Genomic DNA, 21,888 nt, shown 5'->3' with positions numbered 1-21,888 from the left:
TCAGGCCAGTTACTGTCGCCTCTTGCTGATCTCTCGTGTCTGGGTTGACGGTGTGCGGGTGCGGGCCGAGCAGGGGACGCGGTGTTGAGGAGTCCGTGCCCCGGCCCGCAGGGGTCGTTGCTATGCCCGGGGCCGATGGTCCTGTCGCACGGCTGGACGGCAGTCGTCTTGAGCGGACTGGTTGTGCAGGTAGCGGGACTGTTCCAGAGAGGTGAGAACGGTGTCGACAGCGTCGCAAATCTTGCGGATTGCGCGGGCCGGGTCGGGCAGGTCAACGCTCCACAACTCGGCGGAGCCGCCCGTGCCGATGGCCAGGGTCCGTCCGTCCGGGCTGAACGCCACCGTTCCGGGCGAGCGGGTCGGCAGGGCGAGCCTGGTCTGACTGGTGGCGAGGTCCCACAACTGGACTCCTCTCGCGCTGCTCGCGGCCAGGGTGCGCGCATCGGGGCTGAAAGCCAGCGACGCCACCTCACCGCCGACACGGAAGCTGTCTTGGAGCCGACCGGTGCGCGCGTCCCACGTCTTCACGGATCCGCTACTGCCGCCTGCGGTGGCCAGGGTGTGCCCGTCCGGGGTGAACGCGAGGGACAGCGGGCTCCCGGTGCTCGGCTTGACGGTGCGCTGTGCGCGGCCGGTCCCGGCGTCGAGCAGCCTGACCTGGTCGCCGTCGGCCTCGATGTCCACGACGGCGAGTGTGCGGCCGTCCGGGGTGAACGCCACCGCCCTGACGGTCTGGCCGTGGCCGGTGCGGACGGTGTGCAGCACGCCGGTCGAAAGGTTCCACATCCGCACCGATCCCTCGCTGTCGACGATGGCGAGCCGTGTCCCGTCGGGACTACCGAAGACCGCAGTGTCGACGGCGCCCAGGGCACGGCTTCGGCGAAGGCGGCCCGTGGCAACCTCCCGGACCTCGATCACCCTGTTCTTGGTGGCCCTGTCCTTGACGACCCTGGCAGCCAGGGCGCGCCCGGTCGGGTCGAACCCCACGACCCCGAGGCGGAGAACCGTGACGGGCAGTTGCTTTCCTCCGGGTGCCAAGTCGGTGTCGAGCGCCAGGGCTGTTTCGCGGTCGCCGGTCCCGGCATCCCAGAGCTGTACCGACCCACGGCCGGGCGGCCCTTGGCGGACCGTGGCCACCGTGCGTCCGTCCGGACTGAAGGCCAAGTCGCCGATGTACGTGCCGGCTGGGCCGGGCAGAGTGGTCTGCGGGGGATCGGCGGGCAGGCGGTAGACCCGGATGGCGGGGCCCGAGTTGCTGCTGGTCACCAGGGTGCGGCCGTCAGAGCTCAGGGCCACTTTCATGCCCCGTCCGTGGTGACCGGCGGTCACGGCGGCCCGCTCCGCGCCGGAGACGGTGTCCCACAGTCGGACCGTGTCCTCGGGGCCCGGGACGGCCAGGGTCCGCCCGTCCGGGGCGAAGGCCACCTCGTCCAACCCGGCGGAAACGTCCTTGAAGGTGTGCCGGACGGTGCCGGTGGCCACCTCCCGCAGTTGCACCGAACCGTCGGTGCGGACCACCGCGTAGGTCCGGCGGTCTGGGCTGAACCTCACCGCGACGCCCTCGACCTGGCTGTCGTGGGTGGTCCGGACACGGCCGGTGGCCACGTCCCACACCCGCACCAGTCCGTCCCGGCCCGCCGCGGCGACGGTACGTCCGTCGGGGCCGAAGGTGACCGCCTGCGGGTCGGGGTGGCTGGTGAAGCGGTGCCGCGTCCGGCCGGTGGCCACGTCCCACACGCGTACGGCCTCCGCTGAGGCAGCGGCAACGGTGCGGCCGTCAGGGCTGAAGGCCATCCCACGTACCGAGCCGTCGGGGATGGCGAAGGTTCTGAGTTTTCTGCCGGAAGCCGGATCCCACAGAACCAACTCGCCCCGGTCACCGGCCGTGGCGACGGCGAGGGTGTGGCCGTCGGGGCTGAACGTCACGACCTCGCTGACGCCGTATTCGGTGAACGTGTGCCGGAGCCGGCCTCCGGGCAGCTCCCAGATCCGCAACTTACCGTCTCTACTGTGGGTGGCGAGGGTGCTCCCGTCCGGGCTGAGGGCGAGGGAATCCACCGGTGCGGTGCCGCCGATGAGGCGCTTGCGCAGCGGTAGTGCCGCGGCGGCGTACACGGCGGCGGTGGCTTCGCGGGTCGGGCTGGTTCGGTAGGCACGGACAGCGAGCAGGGCGGCGAGGTCTGGTTGGGAGTCCAGCAGTGCACCGGACTGGGCGGCAAGTTGCCGGGACTGGGCCAGGTGCTGGGCGGTGACCGCGCTCTGCCACTGCCCCACGGCGAGGCCGGCGGCGGCGAGAGCGAGGCACAGGGCGGCGGTGACCGCGGTGAGCACCAGCCGGTACCGGCGGCGGCCCTTCTGCTCGTGGTTCCGGCTGGCGTCGAGGAACGCGTGCTCCAAGCCGGTCAGTTCCTCGCGCGATGCCCCGCCGAAGTGCTCCTGGGCGGCGGTGAGCCTGCTTCCCCTGCACAAAGCGCCCTCTTCGCGCCCCAGTTCCTGCCAGGCGTGGGCCGCCTCGGTCAGGCTCCGGTGCACACGCAGCCGTTCGCGGTCTTCCTCGATCCAGCCGCGCAGCCGGGGCCAGGCCGTGATCAGGGCCTCGTGGGCCATCTCGACCGTGTCACCGTCCAGGGTGAGCAGCCGGGCGCCGGCCAGTGCCTCCACCACCCGGGCGGTGTCGTCTCGGCCGGTGCCGGGCAGTTCCTCGCGCTCGACGGGACGGCGGGTGTCTGGGGTGCCGTCACCGGGGGCGACCAGGCGCAGCAACACCCGGCGGGCGGCAGCCGCCTGGTTCTCGGTGAACCGGCCGTATACCTCCTCAGCCGTCCTGGCGACCGCGCCGTCCAGGCAACCCGCCGCCTCGTACCCCGCCATGGTCAGTGTCTTGCCACGGCGGCGGCGCCAGGTCTCCAGCAGCGCGTGGGACAGCAGCGGCAGCCCGCCGGGCTCGTCGGCGACCTCCTCGACCAGCCGGGCGGTCAGGGCGCGTTCCACGCTCAGTCCGGCGGCCGTGGCCGGCTTGACGACGGCCTCGCGCAGTTCCGCCTGGCTCATCGCTCCGGTCAGGAGGTTCGCGTCGCGCAGTGCGTCGGCCAGGTCGCGGTGTTCGGCACAGCGGCCGTAGAAGTCGCCGCGCACCGCCAGCAACACCCGCAGGCGGCTTTCGGGCTGCCGGGCTGTCAGCAACAGATCGATGAAGCGAGCGCGCTCGGCTGCGTCGTGACAGAGGGTGAAGACCTCCTCGAACTGGTCGACGATCACGAACGTGTCCGCCTCGGCGCTGCCGTCGCGGGGAATCGCGGGTGTGAGGAGGGGCGCGTGGCTGCGGGCGGGGTGTTCACCCGGTGTGAGGATCCGGATCGCGGCCGGGCGCGGGCCCGGATTCTGAGCGTGTTGGAGGACGGGTATCAGGCCGGCCCGCAGCAGGGAGGACTTGCCGCTGCCGGAGGGGCCGAAAACCGCGGCGAACCGCCGACGGCGCAGGAGGTCGACCAGGTCGGCGGTGAGCCGTTCCCGGCCGAAGAACAGGCCGCTGTCCCCGGTCTCGAACCGTGCCAGGCCCCGGTACGGCGCGAGGGTTCCGTCCTCGTCCCGGGAGCCGTCACCGGCGGACTCCTCCACCGCCGCCTTCCACCGGGCCTCCCATTCGGCCAAGTCTCCACCGCACGCCCCCGCATAGGCCAGGGCCACCGGCAGCGTCGGCAACTGCTCGCCGGCCGCCGCCTGCGAGAGCGTGGTCACCGAGTAGCCCGCCCGCTGGGCCAGCGACCGGTAGGTGATCCCGTCCGCCTCCGCCCGCAGCTCGCGTAACTCGGACGCGAACCGCTGCACCGGTCCCGCCGCCGGATCCACCGGCACCTCACGACGCCCCGCCACACCTTCCCCCGTTCATTGTTCGACCGCCAGAACGGTACTGCCGAACAATGCTCCAGCCGGTGAACTCGGTGATCAGCGCACCCCGCCCAGGGCCTGCCTGATCGAAGAGGACTCTGCTCACGCATGGAATCCCCACCCCTCGCCACCGCTGCACCAAAACAGCCACTGTCTGTTATGTCGCGACTGCTTGCCGCCTTCTCGGTGGCCGGCCGGTCGCGGTTGGGCTGGCTGGACGCCTTGCGCGGTATCGCCGCGCTCGTCGTGGTGTTCGACCACTCGTCGTATACCTTCATGGCGGACTTCCGGCGAGAGCTGATGCCGTACTTCAACACGAGCCGCTACGGCATCATGGTGTTCTTCCTGGTGAGCGGGTACATCATCCCCGGCTCGCTGGAGCGCCGGGGCTGCGTCCGGACGTTCTGGATCGGACGGATCTTCCGTGTCTACCCGCTGTGGGCGGCTGTCGTCGCCGTGCTCCTGACGCTCAACGCCCTGGGCATCGCGGAGATACGTGACTTCGGTCCGCAGAGCGCCACCACCGTGGCTGTCGCCCACGTCACCATGCTTCAGGAGCTGCTGGGGACACCCAATCTCCTGCTCGTCCTGTGGACGCTCTCCTACGAGATGTCCTTCTACCTGCTGGTCGTCGCCCTCTTCACGGTCCGCCTCCACCGGCGGTCCGCGGCGGTCGCGGTCGTCCTGGCCATGCTCGCCGCCGGGAGTGCGGCGGCAGGGGTGGTGGTGCCGCCCTCCGCTCTGTCCGGCCTCTTCGGCACCGGCCCAGTGATCGCGTTCGCCTCGATCGCCATGGGGGTCGCCCTCTGCTGTGCGAGTGCCGGGTCAGCCGTGCTCCGGGGGTTCGGTGGTGTGCTGGGCGGGGTGCTGGCGCTCGCACTGGTCCCGTTCAACGGCACTGTGCCCTTGTGGGAGGGCCTGGTGATCCTCGCCGTGATGTTCCTCGGCACCACCGTCCACCGTGCCGAGAACGGTCAGTGCACCTGGCACTTCGCGGCCGGAACCGCCGTCATCGTGGCCGCCTGTGCCGTGGGGAGCGCGTACTGGCGGGGCCATGGCGACCACTTCACGAGGCGCGGCTGGATTGCCGCATTCCTGCTGGCTGCGGTTACCTTCGGCGCCGGACTGGCTTTGCGCGGACGGTCCCTGCCACGCGTCCTGACCGGACTGGGAACGATCAGCTACTCGGTCTATCTGATGCATCCGGTACTGCTGACGGTCATCGACAGCACAGTCGGTCGACGTCGGCAGGACAGTCTCGCGCTCGAAGTGGCGTTCTTCACCGTGCTACTGCCCCTGTGTCTGCTGACCTACCGTTACATCGAAGCTCCGAGCCAGACCTGGGGCCGCAGGCTGGCGCGCCGCGTGCAGCCGTCGCATTCCGGACAGCGAACTTCCGCGCCTGCACGGACTCCCGGCACACGCTCCGGCCCGCCACCCCCATCCTGATCGCCCGCATTCACCTGCGAGAGGTCGTCGGAGAGGGCGATCCACCCTGCGGGGGCGACGCTCGGGAACTCGCGGAAACGCTACGGGAGACACCGCCGGGACCCGGCCGGACCGTGCGTATGGGCTCGGTCCGCTGGGTCCCGGCGGTTCTGGGACCGCCGTACGTCCGTCACGGCCCGGCGCGGGTCCGGCGCCGTTCGCCCCGGTCCGCGCAACGCTTCGACGGCGGTCGGGTCGTGATCAGTTCAGTTTGCGGCAGAGCAGTGCGGCCGGGCCCTGGGCGGCGCCGAAGCGGGTCGTGTAGGCGATTCCGGCGGCGTACTCGTCATCGGCGCACTGGCCCTTGTAGTCACCGTTCGCGAAGTCCCCTCCGGCCGCGCCGGCGGGCCGGTTGTCGGAGCGGTCGAACCACACGGTTCGCCCGGTTCCCGCCAGTGAGGTGCCGGCCGGAACGCACAGAGCGGCGGAGGTGCGGCCACCGCGGCGGCTGTAGCCGATGAGGAAGTTCCCCGCGGGGCACTGCAACTTGGTGTACCCGGAGGCCCAGTCGCCGCCCGCGGGAACATGGCGCTCGTCGGTGACGACCGTCTGGGTGCCGGCCGCGGAGCGGAGGTCGCCGGTGGAGACGTCGGTGCACAGCGCGCGAACACCGCTGTGGCCGAGGCCGATCAGCCGTTCACCGTCGGGACACGTGGCCTTGGACGCACCCGAGTTCCAGTCGCCGCCCGCGCGCACCCGCAACGACTGCACTTGGTCGCCGTGATCGGTGGCGAGCATCTGCCAGCCGGGGACCGCGGCGACGGACCCGGTGCGGGTCGGGGCGGTCATGAGCCGGTTCCACGCGGTGCCGCGCCAGTCGGACTGGTCGAGGATGCCGTACCGGTTGCCCGAGGTGTCGTAGCGCAGCAGGGACCAGTCGTCGTGGCCTTCCCAGCCGACCAGCGGCCAGTAGGCGAAATCGACGTCGTGGTCGGCGAAGTAGTCGGTGATGTTGCCGAACCAGGTCCGGGCTGCCGCGCCGGTCTCGCCTGCGCCGATGCCGAACTCGCTGATCCACACGGGGGCGGTGAAGTGCTGGTTCGCTTCGGAGGAGACGAAGAAGGCCTGGTCGACCAGGACTTGGTAGAGCTGGTCGCGGGTGAGGTCCTGGTAGCGGGCGTCGTGGGTTTCGCCGATTCCGGTCGCCCCGCTGTGGTTGGGGCCGGTGTATCCGTAGAAGTGGGCCGAGTACACCAGCTTGTGCGAGGCGACGAGGGTGTGCGAGAGGTTGCGCACGGGGGTGAGGGTGGGACGGCCGTGCGGCAGGCCGTCGACCGGCAGACCGGTCCAGTTGATCCCCTCGATGACGACGAGGAGGTTGGCGTTGGCCTCGGAGAGGATGCGGTCCGCGGCGAGCTGGGCGGCCGCGTACCAGTCGTGGGCGTCGCCCAGGCCCCAGTTGGGGTCGTCCAGCACGTCACGGCGTACTTCGTTGTAGAGGTCGGCGCCCACCACGCGCGGGTCACCGGCGTAGCGGCGGGCCATGAAGACCCAGTCGTCCGCCCACTGCTGGGTGGACTGACTGCTGTTCCAGCGCTCGTTGCCGTCGACTCCGCAGCACCAACGCGAGGTGTTGGTGTGGTTGTTGAGGATGACGGCGAACCCGCTCCGGGTGAGGGCGGCGACCACGGCGTCGTAGACCTGGAGGGGCGTTCTGCCGCGCAGCTCCGGGTTGGCCGTGACGGCCACGTCCGGCACCGGGGTCGTCGAGTGGATCATCTCGTCGGAGAAGGGCAGCCGGATGCTGTTGATGCCCAGCCGGTGGAAGTCGTCGAGCAGTTGGGGCAGCGACGCGCGGTCCAGGCCGAGGGGGATGCCGTAGGAGTCCTGGCCCGCGTGGTGGTTGGCCGGGTCGTCGGCGCTGCCGCTGCCCGTCCAGGAGCCTTGCGCGCCGTCCCAGTTCGCCGACTTCAGCCGGAAACGGTTGCCGTCGGCGTCCACGATGTACCGTCCGCGGGTGGAGAGCGGCGCTTGCCACGTCTCGGCGGCCGCCGGAGCGGCGGCGGAGGTCACCCGCGCGCGGTCCCCGGGATCCGAGGTGGCGGCGATCGCCCCGGGAGCCGTGGCCAGCAGCAGGAGGGCTGCCGCCGCTAATGTCAGGTACTTGCCAAATCTGAGGGTGGGCATCGGACCTCTGTGAGGGGTGTCGGTACGCGGACGTGAGTGTCGGTGCCCACCGGCACCCGTGGAGGGACGCCGGTCGCCGTGTTCCGGCGTCACGGGGCGAGTCGGGCTCATGTCCGGGCCGGCGGCTCCCGGTCTGCGGAAGTCCGGATGCCGCCGCCGCGGACGAATCACGGTGCCGTGCTCTGAACGGGGTGGACCTGGCGCTCATGACCAGTGCGACGGCTACGTCACGGGCGCTTCACCCTTCCCGCTGACCACAGGTACGGACCTGAGCGTAGCGGGGGAGCCGAACCCGGGCGACAGTTCCGGTCAGGCGTGACAACCGGCACACGGAGCCCCGCTCCCCTGCCTGTGACGCGGACCGCCGGGCATGGACCGCGCCCCGCTCACCGGCGCGGCTCAGCGGTCCGACTCGGCCCGTCGGCTCGGCTTGGCTCGGCTCGGCTCGGCTCGGTGATTCATGCGGAGCCTCCCGGACGGCACTCCTTCACTGGGGCCGAGCCATGAACCATCCTGTGAGGAAAGGTGGTTCATGGCTCGCCCCGTCAGCCGGTCAGCGGACGCGGATGAACATGACGTCGTATCCGCTGTTCGTGCTGCGCGTCTTGACGTAGACGCCGTCCGACCCGCCGTTGGGGTTACCGGTGTTGCCTTCGACGGTGGTGAAGCCGGACCCGCCGCTCACCGTTCGCACGATGCCTATGTGCTCCTGCCCACCGGTGTAGTTGTTGCCCCCGTTCCAGTCGAAGGCCACGATGTCGCCCGGCTGCGGGTTCGTGGTCACCGAGAGGTGGTAGTTGCCGGCCCGCGCCTGCTTGACCCAGCCCGAGACGTAGCTGCTGCGGTAGGAACTGGCCCCGGTCTGCTTGGCGACCCAGCTCACGAAGGTCGCGCACCATGCGTAGTTGCTGGTGGACAGCGACAGGCCCACGGCCGATCCGTAGCTGTTCGCCCGAGCGCTTCCCTCGACCGTCCCCACCTCGGCGGCGGCCACACCGAGGATCTTGCTGTACCCGCCGCCGGACGGGGGCGAGGAGGGCGGGGTGACAGCACCGTACAGAGCGGCCTTGGTGTTCGGACCGACCTGGCCGTCGGCCGACAGCCCCTTCTCGGCCTGGAAGTCCCGCACCGCGCTGTCGGTCAACGGTCCGAAGTCGCCGTCGACGGCGAGATCGGCTCCGTGGTGGTTGAGCAGGCTCTGCAACTCGGTCACACAGCCGCTGCGCTGGCCCTTCACGATGTTGCCCGGGCACGAGCCGGAGTTCAGGTTGACCGGGGCCGGTGCGCCGCTGCCGCCGCCCGTGCTGATGTTCGCGTACAGGGCGGCCTTGGTGTTCGGACCGACTTCCCCGTCGACGGAGAGGCCCGCGGAGGACTGGTACGACTTCACGGCAGTCAGGGTCAGCGGCCCGAACTCGCCGTCCACGTCCAGGTGTTGCCCCTTGCCGTTGAGCAGGGCCTGAAGCGTCGCGACACAACCGCCGCTCTGCCCCTCCACGATGTTCGAGGGACAGGAGCCCGATCGCAGGTCCAGCGCGGTGGACGGCGACTCGTCGGTGTCGTAGAGCTCGCGCTTGGTGTTCGTTCCGACCTGGCCGTCGACGGAGAGACCGTGCGCGGACTGGAAGCTGCGGACCGCGCTGTCCGTCGCCGTCCCGAAATCGCCGTCCACGTCGATCGAGTAGCCGAAGTGGCGGAGCAGCCGCTGCAGTTCGGTGACGCAGCCCCCCTTGTTGCCCTGGACGATGTTCGCCGGGCACGAGGAGGACGTGAGATTGATCGGTGCCGGGGACGAGCCGCCGGTCGCGTACAGCTTGGACTTGGTCTGGGGGCCGACCTGTCCGTCCACGGCGATCGCGGTGGAGGCCTGGTACTCGCGCACCGCGTAGAGGGTGTTGGCCCCGAAGATGCCGTCCACCAGCAGCCCGGCCCCGTGGGCGTTGAGCAGGTTCTGCAGCTCCGTGACGCAGCCGCTCGTCTGACCCTTCTGGATCACGCCGGGGCAGGACGAGGAAGTCAGCCTGACCGCCGCGGGTGCCGCCGAGGCAGGACCGGCGCCGAGCAGGGTGCCGGCCGAGAGGAGCGCCGTCGTAGCGGCGAACACCCCGGCCCTGACTCGCCAGCCAGGTCTCGCGCTCTTGGCGCCCCGGTGCCGGATGGATGTTTTGCCGTCGTGCGCACGCAAGGGACTCGTCTTCATGACTGCGAAACGTCTCCTTCGCTGGATATGCGGATTCCCGTCGGAGATCGTCCGAGCCGAAACCGCACACTGTCGTGATGTGTTGTCTATGGAAGGGGTCGCCCGCCCGGCAGACGCTCACCTCGGGGCTGCAGCCGGTAAAGGGAGGAGAAATTGGCATTTTTGCCGGGTCGGCACTCTTGGGGACCAACGTCCCTACGTGGCACCGGAGTTGAGGTTCTCGAAAGTCATGATCGGGCTGTCATTCCGCGCACGACGGTGACAGTTCACACCGCTGCGCACAATGTCAGGTCGCACAACTGGCTCGATTTAACCGATCCGAGCGGCCGGAAAAAATGCATGTGTGACGGCCTTTGAATATTTGGCCCTTTTCAGCGGTCTGTCTCGTTGCGGCGTTTCCAGCCTCATTTTGTGCGGGCCAAGCGAAAGGTGACGTTCGCGGCGTGCGCGGGTGAGGATCGCAACGTGGGAGACGACCAGGATCGCGATGCGGGAGTCCACCCAGGGTCGCGGCACAGGGGACGGCGAAGGCACGCGGCACAGGGGACGGCGTGGGCACCGCGGGCGGGAGGGACAGCGGGACAGGACCCCGTGTCGGTTTCGCAGCGAGGCCCTCTTGATCCCGCGTTCCGAGTCCGGTCAGGCGTCCCAGGCGCGAGGGCGGTTCAACGCTTCCCATTCGGGGCGAAGAAGCGAGAACACCGCGAGGTCGTGGCGCCGGCCACGGTGGAAGCAGGCGGCGCGGCTGACGCCCTCCTGGACGAAGCCGGACCTGGCGAGGACCGTCAGGGCGGGGGTGTTCCCGGTGTGGGTCTCCGCCGTGAGCCGATACAGCGGGAGTTCACCGAACGCGAGGTCCACCAGGGCGTCGAGGGCGTCCATGCCGTGCCCGTGGCCTCGATACCGCGGGTCCAGCATCAGCTCGACCTCCGCGGTGCCGTCGGCCATGTTCTGGCCGCTGAGTGCGATCTGGCCGATGGGGGTGCCGTCCGGGAGCAGGACGAGGAAATCGTCGCGATCGTCGTCGTCACTGTCCCGCTCGATGCGCTCACGCAGTGCCGCGAGGGAGCGCGGCCAGGTGCCGAACTCATGGGCGTTCACCGGGTCGGATCGCCAGCCGTGCATAAGCTCGGCGTCGTCCACCTCGACCACCGCGAGCCCGACAGACGCGGCGCGCCAGGCGAGTTGCCTCTCCGGCTCCGCGTCGTGCTCGTCGTCCGTGGTCCCCGCGCCCTCGATCATGATCAGATGCTACGGATGTCTCCGGCCCGGGGCCAGTGGATTCCGGCGGGTGGGCCATGCGGGACTTCGCCGCGCCGCTATGAGTTCGCTCACCGTCCGCAGCCGGCCGTCATACGAACGGTGAACCGAACGGCATACGCAATTCCCGCTCAGCCGGCGTCGATGATCTCGGCGAGACTCATCGCTGGGCGGTCGAATATCCCCGTCAACACGTTTTGCTGTCGATCTGTCAGAGAAGTGACGAAGACGACCAGGTCGGCATCGGTATCTTCACGGAGCGCGGCGACTTCAAGAACTTTCCCGGAACTCAGCAGCGTGCGCGAGGAATACGGCAGGCTCATCTTCCGGACCCCGCCGTCCGAGACACCACGCCGTTGCGTGATCCGCCCGACGACCCGGGCACCGCGCGCTGTCAGTTCAGCCGCCGCGGCATCCATGAGCGCGACGAAGTTCTTCTCCTTGGCGGAGAACTGGCCGACGAGCACGACATCGGCGCCCGTCACGCCCACGGGCACGACCCGGCGCCCGGCGGCCCCCGCTCCCCCGCGACGAGCAGGGCGCCGGGCGCGCCCTCGGAACCGGTGCATGCTCCCGAGGGTAAGGCCGTGTTCAACTCGCCGTCTGTGCGACAGCCGTGGTGTCCTGCGAGCGTTCGTGCTCCACTCGGGCCGTTTCCAGGAGATTCAGCCAGGAAGTGACCGTGGGCCGGCGGCGCAACAGGGCACGGCGCTCCCGCTCGGTCATGCCGCCCCAGACGCCGTGCTCGATGCGATGGTCCAGCGCGTAGGCGAGGCATTCGGTGAGCACGGGGCAGCCGATGCACAGCATTTTGGCCCGGTTCTGCGCCGCGCCCTCGACGAACAGGTCGTCAGGATCGGCCGTACGGCACAATCCTCGATCGCTCCAGTCGGTGCTCGTCATCTCGTGATGCCGTCCTCTCCCCTGGCCCCCGCCTGCAAGTTGCCCGACTGCCCTGGGCAACAGGCATATGACACTACGCCTTTCGAGGGCCGCAACTCTATCTGCCGTACGTCACCACACCTTCGAGTGAGCCCAGCTTGCCTCCCGCTCGCGTGAGCGCTATGGAGGTGCCTCGACGGTTCGCGGTCCGGATCAGCGCCTCCGAAGCGGTACAGCCGTCATTCGCCCTTCCTCGCGATGGAAAGCAGGAGTCATGTCCGAGAACAAGCGGACCGTCGAGACCTACTTGAACGGTTTCCGGAAGAACGATCACGCACAGATTCTGAGCTGCCTCACCGATGACATCGAGTGGACGGTTTTCGGCGGTTTCCATCTGACCGGCAAGGAGGCGTACGACGCCGCGATCGAGGGTCCCGGCTTCGTCCCGCCTCCCCGGCTGGAGGTCGTCCGCATGGTCGAGGAGGACGACGTGGTCATGGCCGAGCTCACCGGAACGGTGATGCGGGAAACGGGAGAGCCGATGCGCATGTCGATGGCCGAGGTGTTCCGCATGCGCGACGGGAAGATCTGTGAACGCCGCGCTTGGGTGATCGAGCTCAAACGCAACGAATACGTCTGAACGGCGGGGTCGGTTCGGGGCCGGCCCGCACCGCCGGGGCGGTATGCGCTCGGCCCGGACCGGCTTGAGCAGTTCGCGTTCGCCCCGCATCCGCCGGGGTGGTTCGCGTTCAGCCCACGCGGAGCGTCGCTGCCGCCTTGTAGGTACGCAGCACAGGCGCCGTCTCGATCCGCGTGACGGCGTCCCAGGCCACCCGCCGTGTCAGGTAGTGGTGCAGGGCCTCCGCGTCGCGGCACAGCGCGTGGGCGACGAGGTTCGTCGGACCGGTCGTCGCCGCGACCACCGCGAGCTCGTCGTGTCCGGCCAGCGCTGTCGCCACCGTGTCCAGGTGTGCGGGGGCCACCTGCATCCAGAGCAGCGCGGACACCGCCCCGCCCAGCAGCGCCGGATCGATGTCGACGTCGAAGAACAGCGCGCCGCGCGCCCGCAGTCCGGTCAGCCGGCGGGCCACGGTGTTCGCGGTGGTGCCGGTGACGGCGGCCAGTTCCGCGTAGCTGAGGCGTGCGTCCTCACGCAGCGCGGACAGCAGCAGACGGTCCGCGTCCGTGAGGAGGTGGGCGGAGTCCGCCGCGCCGGCGGGGTCCCGCGTGTCCGAGGTGGGAGACGCGGCGCGCAGCCGCGCCTCCTGGTCCGCGTCCAGGGCATCGACCCGTCCGCGCCACGCTGTCGGACCCCCCAGATAGGTGTGCAGGAGGTAGTGCGCTGACACGTCGGTGATCCCGGCGGTGCGGGGGATGTCCCGCAGCAGCAGCGCGTGCGCGTCCGGACCGGTGGGCGCGGTGTGGATGATCGCGACGATCTCCGTACCGCCGGAGGTCAGTCGCACCCAGGAGGTGTCGGGGCGTCGGGCGAGCGCCACCGCGATGTCATGTGCGCTGCGGGTCGCCGCGGTCAGGCGTACGAACCACTGGTGGGTTCCGGAGCTTCGCGGTGTGGGCAGGGCGGCGATACGCAGCCCCGCCTGCGCGTACAGCCGGCGGTATCGGCGGACCACTGTCTGCGTAGAGGAGCCGAGTACATCGGCGACGAGAGTGAACGGCGCCCGCGCGTCCACGTGCAAGGCATGGATCAGACACCGGTCCAGCTCATCGAGTTCGAGCACACTCGCCAAAATAGCCGACCCTCATGGAAGAAATCACCGAAGTCGACCGAGGAAATGGAAGTGACGAAGGCCCCGGCGGCACGGTGGTCACCGGCCCTGTGCGCGCCGGCTCCGCCGTCCGCCGCCCGGCCGCCACTGACACGACATCCGCGCACTCCCCGGGGGAGACCCATGTCCCGCGTCACGAACCACACCGCCGGTCGCGTACGGCCCGGCACCGCTGTCCCGCCGGCCTCGGACCGCCGCCGGCTCGCCCTCGCGGCGGTGCTGACGGCGGAGGCGATGAACCTGCTCGACGCCACGATCGTCCAGGTCGCCGGACCCGTCGTCCACACCGACCTGGGGGGTGCGCGGGCGACGATCCCGTGGTTCAGCGCCGCCTACACTCTCGCGTTCGCCCTCGGCCTGTTGACCGGCGCCCGGCTCGGCGACATGGCGGGCCGCAGGCGGGTCTTCCGCGTCGGCGTCGTCGTGTTCGCCGCCACCTCCCTGGCCTGCGCCCTCGCGCCGGGCGCCGGGACCCTGATCGCGCTGCGTGCCGTGCAGGGTGCGGCGGCGGCCGCCATCATCCCGCAGACCTTCGGGCTCATCCGCGCCATGTACGAGGGCGACGAACTCACCCGGGCCCTCGGCATGATCGGTCCGGTCATGGGCCTGTCCGCGGTCCTCGGGCCGGTTCTCGGCGGTGTCCTGACCCATGCCGACGTGTTCGGCTCCTCCTGGCGCGCGGTCTTCCTCGTCAATCTCCCGCCGGCCGCCGCCGTCCTGGCCGCGTCCGTGTTCCTGACCGAGGACCGCGCTCCGATACGGCCCCGGATCGACCCGGCGGGCACCGTCCTCGCCATGCTCGGCACCGCGCTGGTCGTCTGCCCCCTGGCCTCCGGGAGCTCCGGGAGCTCCGGACCGGCCAGGTGGGCCGTCGCCGCCGCGGGAGCCGTGGTCCTGGGCGTGTTCGTCGCCCATCAGCGCCGCTCCGGCCGCCGCGGCCACGCTCCACTGATCGAGCCGGCCCTGCTGCGTGGCCGGGCGTTCCCCGCGGCCCTGGTCACGTCGGCCCTGTTCTTCGCGGTCATGAACGCCGTCATGATCACCGTCGTTCTGCACCTCGAACTCGGCCTCCACGACGGTCCGCTCACCGCGGGCCTCACCCTGCTGCCGTGGTCGGTCGGCCTCGCGGCCGGCTCCTGGGCCGCCGGCACCCAGCTGGTCACGCGGTACGGGACGCGCATCCTGCACGCCGGCCTCGTCGTCCTGGCGATCGGCCTCGCGGCCGCGGTTCTCGCGTACCGCGCTGCGGACCCCGGCGCGTATCCGGCCGTGCTGCCCGCCGCCCTCGCCGTCGCCGGGCTCGGCACCGGTCTGTTCGCCCCGCCGTTCTTCAGCTCGGCGCTCAGCGGCGTCGGCCCGCAGGAGACCGGCTCGGCCGCCGGTCTGCTCAACGCCGTGCAGCAACTCGGCGGCACGCTAGGGGTCGCGGTCGTCGGCGGCATCTACCTGGGTGCGGCGGACGACGCCCGCACGGCGGCCCAGCACGCGCTGGGCGCCACCTCGGTGGTCCTGGCCGCCACGGCGGTGGCGGCCACGGTCATGACCACACGCCGCGCCACCCACTGACCACCGGTTGCCCCCTGCTCACCTCCGACCCCGCGGGCCCGGGGGCAGCCGCCGCCACCGGCACGATCGCAAGATCGCATCCGCAACGGCCCGGACCAGGACACCGGCCCGCAGCCCAGGCAGCCTGTGCGACCACCTGCGGCCCGGCGGCCTCGCCGGGACCGCCTGCGGCCCGGCGGCCTCGTGGCACCGGCCCGCGGCCCGCGCGGGCCGTCAGGCCCCGCTCGGGACTACGCGGGCCGTCAGGCACCGCTCAGGACTCCGCGCGCCTCGGCAGCCGCCAGTTCGGACGGACGAAGTGGCAGGTGTAGCCGTCGGGGTAGCGCTGGAGGTAGTCCTGGTGCTCCGGCTCCGCATTCCAGAACGGACCGGCCGGCGCGACCTCGGTCACGACCTTCCCCGGCCACAGTCCGGAGGCGTCGACATCAGCGATGGTGTCCTCGGCGACCCGCTTCTGCTCGTCGTCGACGTAGAAGATGGCGGACCGGTAGCTGAGACCGATGTCGTTGCCCTGCCGGTTCTTCGTCGACGGGTCGTGGATCTGGAAGAAGTACTCCAGGATCGTCCGGTAGTCGGTCTTCGTGGGATCGAAGGTGATCTCGATCGCCTCGGCATGCGTTCCATGATTGCGATACGTCGCGTTGGCCACGTCGCCGCCGCTGTATCCCACCCGCGTGTCCAGAACACCCGGGAACGTCCTGATCAGATCCTGCATGCCCCAGAAACAGCCGCCGGCCAGCAGCGCCTTCTCCTCGTTCCGGCTCATCGCACGCACCCCTTCTTCCTAGTCCTCGTCGGACTCGCACAGGCGCGGTCTCACGCGCCGCCGGCCGTCCGTCCGCCCCGCCCTCACAACGACGTGGCATCGCACTGCACAAGGCCGAAAGGGCCGGTCGAAATTCCCGGCCGGGCACCTGGCACGCGACAAAGGTTCGGACGCCTCGGGGCCCGCGCGTGCGAGTGAACGCGGGAGATCGATAACGATCCCGCAAGTTTCAATCAACATCGGCTCGAGAATTTGCTATCGCTACCGGAAAAAGGGCTCAATGTCCTTCGTATGTCAGCGGTACAGAGTTAGTTAGGGAGCGGATGAACGGCACGATCGACGGCTTCAGCTACGGGCTGGTCACACCGGTGGCCGCCTACGTCATGGCCTGTGTGGGCTCGGCGTTGGGGCTGCGCTGTGTGGTGCGCACGGTGCACCACGAGCCCGGCTGGAGGCTCGGCTGGCTCGCCCTCGGGGCCAGCGCCCTGGGCTGCGGCATCTGGACGATGCACTTCATCGCCATGACGGGCTTCTCCGTGGCGGAGACGCCCGTCACCTACGACGTCCCGCTGACCGTGCTCAGTCTCGCCGTGGCGATCGTGGTGGTGTCCGCGGGCGTCTTCATCGTCGGGCATCGCGGTGCCACGCGAGCGGCCCTCACCGTGGGCGGCTCCATCACCGGTCTCGGCGTCGCGACCATGCACTACCTCGGCATGTTCGCGATGCAGCTCAACGGAGAGCTCAGCTACAACGCGTTCACCGTGACCCTGTCCGTGATCATCGCCCTCGTGGCGGCGACCGCCGCGCTGTGGGCCGCCGTCTCCGTACAGGGCTTCGTCCGCACGCTCGCCGCCAGCCTCGTCATGGGCCTGGCCGTCACCGGCATGCACTACACGGGCATGGCCGCCGTGAACGTCCATCTCCACAACGGCATCGAGTCGTCCGTGAGCGGCCAGGAGAGCACCTCGCTCCTGCTGCCGATGCTCCTGGGCCCGATCATCTTCCTCATCCTCGCCGCGGCCATCGTCATGTTCGACCCGGTCCTCATCCTCGGCGACGGCGGTTGGGACAAGCCGGCCAAGAAGCGCTCCAAGGTCGTCGCACGCGGAAACTCCATGCCGGTGCAGGTGTCGGGCATCCAGGACGCTCCGGCACCGATGGCCCACAGCGCCCCGCAGGCCGGCCACTGGTCGTCGGCACCGCCCCAGTGGCCCGCCGAGGAGCACGCCCAGTACGGCGGCACGGGCGCCGGTGCCCCCTACGGAACCCGGCACGAGGCGGAGTAACCCTCCCTGTGCATCTCGATGGTCCGGCCGACGCGATCGACCTCGCGCTCGTGCCGGGCCATCGGCGTCCGTGCCGGACGGCTTGGACACGGGACCCGCCCGGCCGCGTGGAGTGAGAGCGACGCCCGCACCCGGTACGCACGGTGGCAGGCGGTGACCCACTTCGGCCATCGCGATGATCTTGTGACCGGACAGGCCCTAGGGTGCCTGGCATGACCTCCATAGCCTTGCGCGGTACGACGATCCACTACGACGACACCGGCTCCTCGGCCGGGCTGCCCGTCCTGCTGATCCACGGGCATCCCTTCGACCGGACCCTGTGGGCCCCTCAGGCCGAAGCGCTCGTCGCGGCCGGGCACCGGGTCATCACCCCGGATCTGCGCGGCTACGGCGCCAGCGGGGTGGAGACCGGCCCCGTGTACCTCTCCGACTTCGCCGACGACCTCGCCGCGCTGCTGGACCACCTCGACATCGACAGGGCGGTGGTGGGCGGCGTCTCGATGGGCGGGCAGATCGCCCTGGAAATCCAACGCGCCCACACCCACCGCGTCCGCGCGCTCGTCCTGTCGGACACCTCCGCCCCGGCCGAGACGGACGAGGGCAAGGCCTTCCGCAACCGGCTGGCCGACCGCCTCCTGGCGGAGGGGATGAACGGCTACGCGGACGAGGTCATCGGCAAGATGCTCGCCGACTACAACGTCACCGCGCTGCCCGACGTCGCCGAGCACGTCCTGAGCATGATGCGCGCCACCGATCCCCGTGGTGCCGCGGCAGCCCTGCGCGGCCGGGCCGAGCGCCCCGACTACCGGGACACACTCGCCGCCGTGCAGTCCCCCGTACTGATCGTCGTCGGCGCCGACGACGTCTACACACCGGTCAGCGACGCCGAGGCCATCCACGCGCTCGTCCCGCACGCGGTCCTGACCGTCGTCGAGGGCGCCGGCCACCTTCCCGGCGCGGAACAGCCCGGACGGTTCAACGCCGCGCTCCTCGACTTCCTGGCCACTCAGGTGATCACCGTCGCCTGAGCGATCCGGCCATTGAGGTCGGCGGCTTTCAGCGCCCGAGGAGGGCGCGGCGGGTGCTACGACGGGGTCTGTGCGGGCACTACGAACCACATGGTCTTGCCGGTGGGCGTGCAGGTGCTGCCCCAGCTCTCGGCGAGCAGGTCGAGCAGTTCGGTGCCGCGACCGCCCTCCGCGTCGGCGTCGACCTCGCGCCGTACGGGACATTCGGGCTCCGTGTCCTCGACCTCGCACAGCAGGCGGTCGCCGCGCAGGCACAGGTTGAGCCGCAGCGGGCCGCGCGTATGGCACAGAGCGTTGGTGACCAGCTCGCTGACCAGGAGCTCCGCGGTGTCGGCCACGTCCTCCAGATTCCACTCGTCCAGCTGTGCCGTCACCAGACGGCGGGCCCGGCGGGCCGAGGTCAGCTCCCGCGACAGAGGCCAGGAGGCCTCCCAGGGGGTCACCCGGGCGCGGGGCGCGTCGAACGGACGGATGGGCTGCAGCGCACGCGACCAAAGGGCCCGGTTCCGGGCCAGCCACGAGGTGGGCGCGACTTCCGCGGATGCCTCCTCCTGCTGATCACGTGTCGTGGCGTCCTCACGCTGCGATCCCTCGGGCCGGCGGTAGAGCCGGGCAAAGCGCCCCCGGCGAGGTGTCGCCAGGAGGTCGATGGCCCCAGGGGCCATGGGAATCAGTCCCTTCTGCACTGCCGGCGACCACACCGCCCGAGCGGCACGGACCCGTCGACGACCGGTCCGGACATTGTCAGGTCACGCGTTCACGTAACGCCCGTCACGATAACAAATATGCATGTAGCGCTCGCTACGGTAAAAATCCTTTCCAAGAGTACTGACCGACACATATGGAATGTGTCTGGTGTCACACGACCACGCAGAGACACCGCGGCCGCCGGGAGCCCTCATGCCACGACCCTCCGACCAGGCCAAACGACGCGAGCTGACCGACCGGGTCCGCGCGTACCTGGTGCGCAACGGCCTCGCGGGACTCTCCCTGCGCCCGCTCGCCCGAGCCCTGGGCACCAGCGACCGCATGCTCCTGTACTACTTCGGGACCAAGGAGGGCATGGTCGCCGAGGCGCTCGCCCTGGACGAGAGGCGACCGCTCCTGCGGGCCCGGGAGACGCTCGCCTCCGCGGAGTCCCCGCGGGACCCGGCGGGCCTCCGCCGTTTCATGGAGGAGATCTGGCGGCGGTTCGGCGCCCCCGACCTGCGCCCCGCCCTCCCCCTCTACCTCGAGATCATGACCGCCAGCCTGATCGACCCCGACCGGTACGGACCCGTCCTGAGTGACGTGCTGACCGAGTGGACGGAGCTGCTCACCTCCGTCTTCCGGGACCTCGGCATGCCGCGGGTCCGAGCCCGGACGGAGGCCGCCCTGCTGGTCGACGCGACCTTCGGCCTGGTCGTCGCCGCCCAGGCCGAAGGCGGACGGGAGCCGGCGGACACGGCCTTCCGCGCGCTCCTCGACCGCCTCGAACCCGGCTGGCACGTCAGCTGAGGCGCGTTCGGTCCCGTGGTGGGTCCGGCAGGGCCATGACCAGCGGACCTCCCGCCCGGGAAGGAGCGCCGGCCATCACAGCTTCGCCCCGAAGTCCTGTGTCCACCAGGGACCGCCCGACCCCTTGTGCACGCCCACCCCGATGTTCTTGAACGAACAGTTGAGAATGTTCGCGCGATGTCCCGGGCTGTTCATCCACGAGTCCATCACCGCCGAAGGGGTCTGCTGACCCGCGGCTATGTTCTCGCCGTACGTGGACCAGCGGTAGCCCGCGGCGGTGATGCGCTCACCGGGGTCGACGCCGTCGGGGTTGGTGTGTTCGAAGAAGTCGCGTGCGGCCATGTCCTCGGAGTGGGCCTGGGCCGCGTCCTCCAGCTGCGGGTCCTCGGTGAGCGGTCCGCAGCCGGCGGCCGCCCGCTCCTTGTTCACCAGCGCGACCACCTGGGCCACGGTGGTCGTCGGCGCCGACTGCGCCTGGGCCAGGCCGGACGCCCTCCGGGTCGGCGCGGCCGAGGAGGCGGCGGCCGACGTGCTCGGCTCGGCGGGACGGGGTGTCCCGGAGGCCTTCGCCCTCGCCTTCTTCGACGCGGACGCCGACGGCGAGGCCGATGCCGTGGCGCTTGCCGACGGCGAGGCGGAGGCGGCCGAGGCGTCCGGCGCGGAGAGGTCCATGACGGGGTCGCCCGCGGTCCGCGAGGGGGCCGCCTCGTCGGTTCGTGCTCCGGGACCTGTCTCCAGGTACCAGAAACCGCCGCCCGCCACGCAGACCGCCACGAGGGCGCCGCCCAGCGCCCGGCGCCGTACGCGTCGGCGCCGGCGAGCCTCACCGCGCGAGGCCGCCCTTCCGCCGGGAGCCCGGTGCCCGGCGGCCCCCGACGAGCCCGCTTCCCCGTGCCCCGCGGCGGCCGGGGCCCGTGACGCCGAGCCCGTGGCGGCCATCCCGCCGGTAGCGTCGTGCAGCGCGGCCGTCAGCCCGGGCGACACGGCGATCAGCGCCAGACCGGCCAGCAGTCCCTCCGCGGGCATCAGTCCGCTCCACAGGCCGGAGCAGCGGACACAGTCGCGGGCGTGCCGGGCGATGCGCTTGCGCCACAGTGCCGAGGGCCGGCCGTCCCAGGAGGCGAGGACACCCCGCAGCTCCTCGCAGGCCGGGCGGGCGCCGAGTGCCCGTACCACCACACGAGCGGTTTCCAACTGCGCCTTCATACGCTGCACTTGGACCGCCGCGTGCTGCGGCGACACCTCCAGTGCCTCGGCCACCTCGGTACGGGTCACCTCACCGGCGCATTCCAGCCACCACAGCGAGAGCACGCCTCGGTCGTCGGGTTCGAGCCAGCGGGTCGCCAGCGCGGTCTCCCGCCGCTGACCGGAGAGCTGGAGCCTCATCAGGGTCAGGTCCACGAAGTCGGCGCCGGGGTCGGCGAGTTCCTCCGCCTCCTCCACACCGTCCGGGGCCAGCTGCCGGTCCCGCCAGTGCGCCCGGACCTGGTTCATCGCGATCGCCACGAGCCAGGAGCGGAAGCTCTCCGGCGTACGCAGGCCGTCCAGGCCGTCCAGGGCGCGGAGCATGGTGTTCTGCACGACGTCGTCGACGTCGACGGAGCCGTTCAGCGCGCGCCCGACGATGTTGTAGACCAAGGGGAGATAGGCGCTGACCAGGGCGTCCTGAGCCGCCGAGTCGCCCGCCCGGGCGGCAGTCACCAGTGCCGCCGGCTCCACCGCGTGCTGTCTCCTCATGAAAGCTTTCCTGTCCTCGACTCCGAACGATGCTGCCGTTGCCTGGGAGACCGCCCGCGGAACCTCGAATAACAGTTCTTCGGACACTCGTTGCGCAGATGCTTCCCACACCGGGGCACCGATGGCAAGGAAGAGGGAAGAAGGTCACGTCGAGGGACGAAGGGATTCCGCGGACGACCGGGCCACCGCGAGGACGCCGACGACCGGGTGACCAGGACCCCGGTCACCGCACACCTGTCACCCGTCGCCCCTCACCTGTCTCCTGTCACCGGCCCGGCCGGTGCCCGGCGGCCCGCTGGTAAAATGGGGAACACGCTTCGAAGTCGCCGGGGCCCGTGCCGAGTGGCACGGGCCCCGGGGCGTTCCGGGCGTC

The 21,888-nt window shown here is 70.6% G+C and carries 16 protein-coding genes; 6 read left to right on the top strand and 10 right to left on the bottom strand.

The window, feature by feature from the left end:
• Positions 1 to 120 precede the first annotated feature (120 nt).
• Positions 121 to 3,873, bottom strand: coding sequence for an nSTAND1 domain-containing NTPase (locus tag OG485_RS39825; RefSeq protein WP_328673589.1), 3,753 nt, complete (start codon positions 3,871 to 3,873; stop codon positions 121 to 123).
• Between the two features lie 174 nt (positions 3,874 to 4,047).
• On the opposite strand from OG485_RS39825, the gene OG485_RS39820 reads away from it, so the two are divergent.
• Positions 4,048 to 5,337 (top strand): acyltransferase family protein, encoded by a 1,290-nt coding sequence (locus tag OG485_RS39820; RefSeq protein ID WP_328673586.1) that lies wholly within the window; start codon positions 4,048 to 4,050, stop codon positions 5,335 to 5,337.
• A 240-nt stretch (positions 5,338 to 5,577) separates the two neighbouring features.
• Here the strand turns inward: OG485_RS39820 and OG485_RS39815 are convergent, their stop codons facing one another.
• From OG485_RS39815 to OG485_RS39795, 5 genes are all read right to left on the bottom strand, one after another.
• Positions 5,578 to 7,503: a glycoside hydrolase family 5 protein gene (locus OG485_RS39815; RefSeq protein WP_328673585.1), complete on the bottom strand. Its 1,926-nt coding sequence runs from the start codon at positions 7,501 to 7,503 to the stop codon at positions 5,578 to 5,580.
• A 553-nt stretch (positions 7,504 to 8,056) separates the two neighbouring features.
• The gene (locus tag OG485_RS39810) at positions 8,057 to 9,703 is read right to left on the bottom strand and encodes a peptidoglycan-binding protein (RefSeq protein WP_328673584.1); all 1,647 of its coding nucleotides are present in this window, start codon (positions 9,701 to 9,703) and stop codon (positions 8,057 to 8,059) included.
• A gap of 639 nt (positions 9,704 to 10,342) precedes the next feature.
• Positions 10,343 to 10,945: a GNAT family N-acetyltransferase gene (locus tag OG485_RS39805; protein ID WP_328673583.1), complete on the bottom strand. Its 603-nt coding sequence runs from the start codon at positions 10,943 to 10,945 to the stop codon at positions 10,343 to 10,345.
• A 149-nt stretch (positions 10,946 to 11,094) separates the two neighbouring features.
• Entirely contained in the window at positions 11,095 to 11,454 is a 360-nt protein-coding gene (locus tag OG485_RS39800) for a hypothetical protein (RefSeq protein ID WP_328673581.1), read from the bottom strand.
• Between the two features lie 100 nt (positions 11,455 to 11,554).
• Positions 11,555 to 11,866 (bottom strand): WhiB family transcriptional regulator, encoded by a 312-nt coding sequence (locus OG485_RS39795; RefSeq protein ID WP_328673579.1) that lies wholly within the window; start codon positions 11,864 to 11,866, stop codon positions 11,555 to 11,557.
• 253 nt (positions 11,867 to 12,119) lie between these two features.
• Between OG485_RS39795 and OG485_RS39790 the strand changes: the two genes are divergently transcribed.
• Entirely contained in the window at positions 12,120 to 12,485 is a 366-nt protein-coding gene (locus tag OG485_RS39790) for a nuclear transport factor 2 family protein (RefSeq protein WP_328673577.1), read from the top strand.
• A 109-nt stretch (positions 12,486 to 12,594) separates the two neighbouring features.
• Here the strand turns inward: OG485_RS39790 and OG485_RS39785 are convergent, their stop codons facing one another.
• Entirely contained in the window at positions 12,595 to 13,587 is a 993-nt protein-coding gene (locus tag OG485_RS39785; RefSeq protein WP_328673576.1) for an Lrp/AsnC family transcriptional regulator, read from the bottom strand.
• A gap of 171 nt (positions 13,588 to 13,758) precedes the next feature.
• Here OG485_RS39785 and OG485_RS39780 point away from each other — a divergent pair, with 171 nt between their 5' ends.
• Positions 13,759 to 15,201, top strand: coding sequence for an MFS transporter (locus tag OG485_RS39780; RefSeq protein ID WP_328673574.1), 1,443 nt, complete (start codon positions 13,759 to 13,761; stop codon positions 15,199 to 15,201).
• Positions 15,202 to 15,454: 253 nt separating this feature from the next.
• On the opposite strand, the gene msrA is transcribed toward OG485_RS39780, so the two are convergent.
• Positions 15,455 to 15,967 (bottom strand): peptide-methionine (S)-S-oxide reductase MsrA, encoded by a 513-nt coding sequence (gene msrA, locus OG485_RS39775; protein ID WP_328673573.1) that lies wholly within the window; start codon positions 15,965 to 15,967, stop codon positions 15,455 to 15,457.
• Positions 15,968 to 16,290: 323 nt separating this feature from the next.
• On the opposite strand from msrA, the gene OG485_RS39770 reads away from it, so the two are divergent.
• Both OG485_RS39770 and OG485_RS39765 read left to right on the top strand, forming a co-directional pair.
• The gene (locus OG485_RS39770) at positions 16,291 to 17,253 is read left to right on the top strand and encodes an MHYT domain-containing protein (protein WP_328673571.1); all 963 of its coding nucleotides are present in this window, start codon (positions 16,291 to 16,293) and stop codon (positions 17,251 to 17,253) included.
• Between the two features lie 212 nt (positions 17,254 to 17,465).
• A complete protein-coding gene (locus OG485_RS39765; RefSeq protein WP_328673569.1) occupies positions 17,466 to 18,281 on the top strand; it encodes an alpha/beta fold hydrolase in 816 nt (271 codons plus the stop codon).
• A 56-nt stretch (positions 18,282 to 18,337) separates the two neighbouring features.
• Here OG485_RS39765 and OG485_RS39760 read toward each other — a convergent pair whose 3' ends face one another.
• A complete protein-coding gene (locus OG485_RS39760) occupies positions 18,338 to 18,946 on the bottom strand; it encodes an ATP-binding protein (protein WP_328673566.1) in 609 nt (202 codons plus the stop codon).
• A 235-nt stretch (positions 18,947 to 19,181) separates the two neighbouring features.
• Between OG485_RS39760 and OG485_RS39755 the strand changes: the two genes are divergently transcribed.
• Positions 19,182 to 19,778, top strand: a complete 597-nt coding sequence (locus OG485_RS39755; protein ID WP_328673564.1) for a TetR/AcrR family transcriptional regulator — start codon at positions 19,182 to 19,184, stop codon at positions 19,776 to 19,778.
• 75 nt (positions 19,779 to 19,853) lie between these two features.
• Here OG485_RS39755 and OG485_RS39750 read toward each other — a convergent pair whose 3' ends face one another.
• Positions 19,854 to 21,515 (bottom strand): sigma-70 family RNA polymerase sigma factor, encoded by a 1,662-nt coding sequence (locus OG485_RS39750; protein WP_328673563.1) that lies wholly within the window; start codon positions 21,513 to 21,515, stop codon positions 19,854 to 19,856.
• Positions 21,516 to 21,888: the final 373 nt, after the last annotated feature.

The sequence above is a fragment of the Streptomyces sp. NBC_00328 genome (assembly GCF_036139655.1).
Classification (GTDB): domain Bacteria; phylum Actinomycetota; class Actinomycetes; order Streptomycetales; family Streptomycetaceae; genus Streptomyces.
Note: the sequence above shows the minus strand (reverse complement) of the source record. Positions and strands in the feature narration are given on the sequence as shown.

What these genes read in the sequence shown, in the direction of transcription:
- OG485_RS39790 (WP_328673577.1), top strand. Translation starts at nt 12,120, where the DNA reads ATGTCCGAGAACAAGCGGACCGTCGAGACCTACTTGAACGGTTTCCGG.
- OG485_RS39795 (WP_328673579.1), bottom strand. Translation starts at nt 11,866, where the DNA reads ATGACGAGCACCGACTGGAGCGATCGAGGATTGTGCCGTACGGCCGAT.
- OG485_RS39810 (WP_328673584.1), bottom strand. Translation starts at nt 9,703, where the DNA reads ATGAAGACGAGTCCCTTGCGTGCGCACGACGGCAAAACATCCATCCGG.
- OG485_RS39815 (WP_328673585.1), bottom strand. Translation starts at nt 7,503, where the DNA reads ATGCCCACCCTCAGATTTGGCAAGTACCTGACATTAGCGGCGGCAGCC.
- OG485_RS39760 (WP_328673566.1), bottom strand. Translation starts at nt 18,946, where the DNA reads ATGGCCCCTGGGGCCATCGACCTCCTGGCGACACCTCGCCGGGGGCGC.
- OG485_RS39780 (WP_328673574.1), top strand. Translation starts at nt 13,759, where the DNA reads ATGTCCCGCGTCACGAACCACACCGCCGGTCGCGTACGGCCCGGCACC.
- msrA (WP_328673573.1), bottom strand. Translation starts at nt 15,967, where the DNA reads ATGAGCCGGAACGAGGAGAAGGCGCTGCTGGCCGGCGGCTGTTTCTGG.
- OG485_RS39805 (WP_328673583.1), bottom strand. Translation starts at nt 10,945, where the DNA reads ATGATCGAGGGCGCGGGGACCACGGACGACGAGCACGACGCGGAGCCG.
- OG485_RS39755 (WP_328673564.1), top strand. Translation starts at nt 19,182, where the DNA reads ATGCCACGACCCTCCGACCAGGCCAAACGACGCGAGCTGACCGACCGG.
- OG485_RS39770 (WP_328673571.1), top strand. Translation starts at nt 16,291, where the DNA reads ATGAACGGCACGATCGACGGCTTCAGCTACGGGCTGGTCACACCGGTG.
- OG485_RS39765 (WP_328673569.1), top strand. Translation starts at nt 17,466, where the DNA reads ATGACCTCCATAGCCTTGCGCGGTACGACGATCCACTACGACGACACC.
- OG485_RS39820 (WP_328673586.1), top strand. Translation starts at nt 4,048, where the DNA reads ATGTCGCGACTGCTTGCCGCCTTCTCGGTGGCCGGCCGGTCGCGGTTG.
- OG485_RS39750 (WP_328673563.1), bottom strand. Translation starts at nt 21,515, where the DNA reads ATGAGGAGACAGCACGCGGTGGAGCCGGCGGCACTGGTGACTGCCGCC.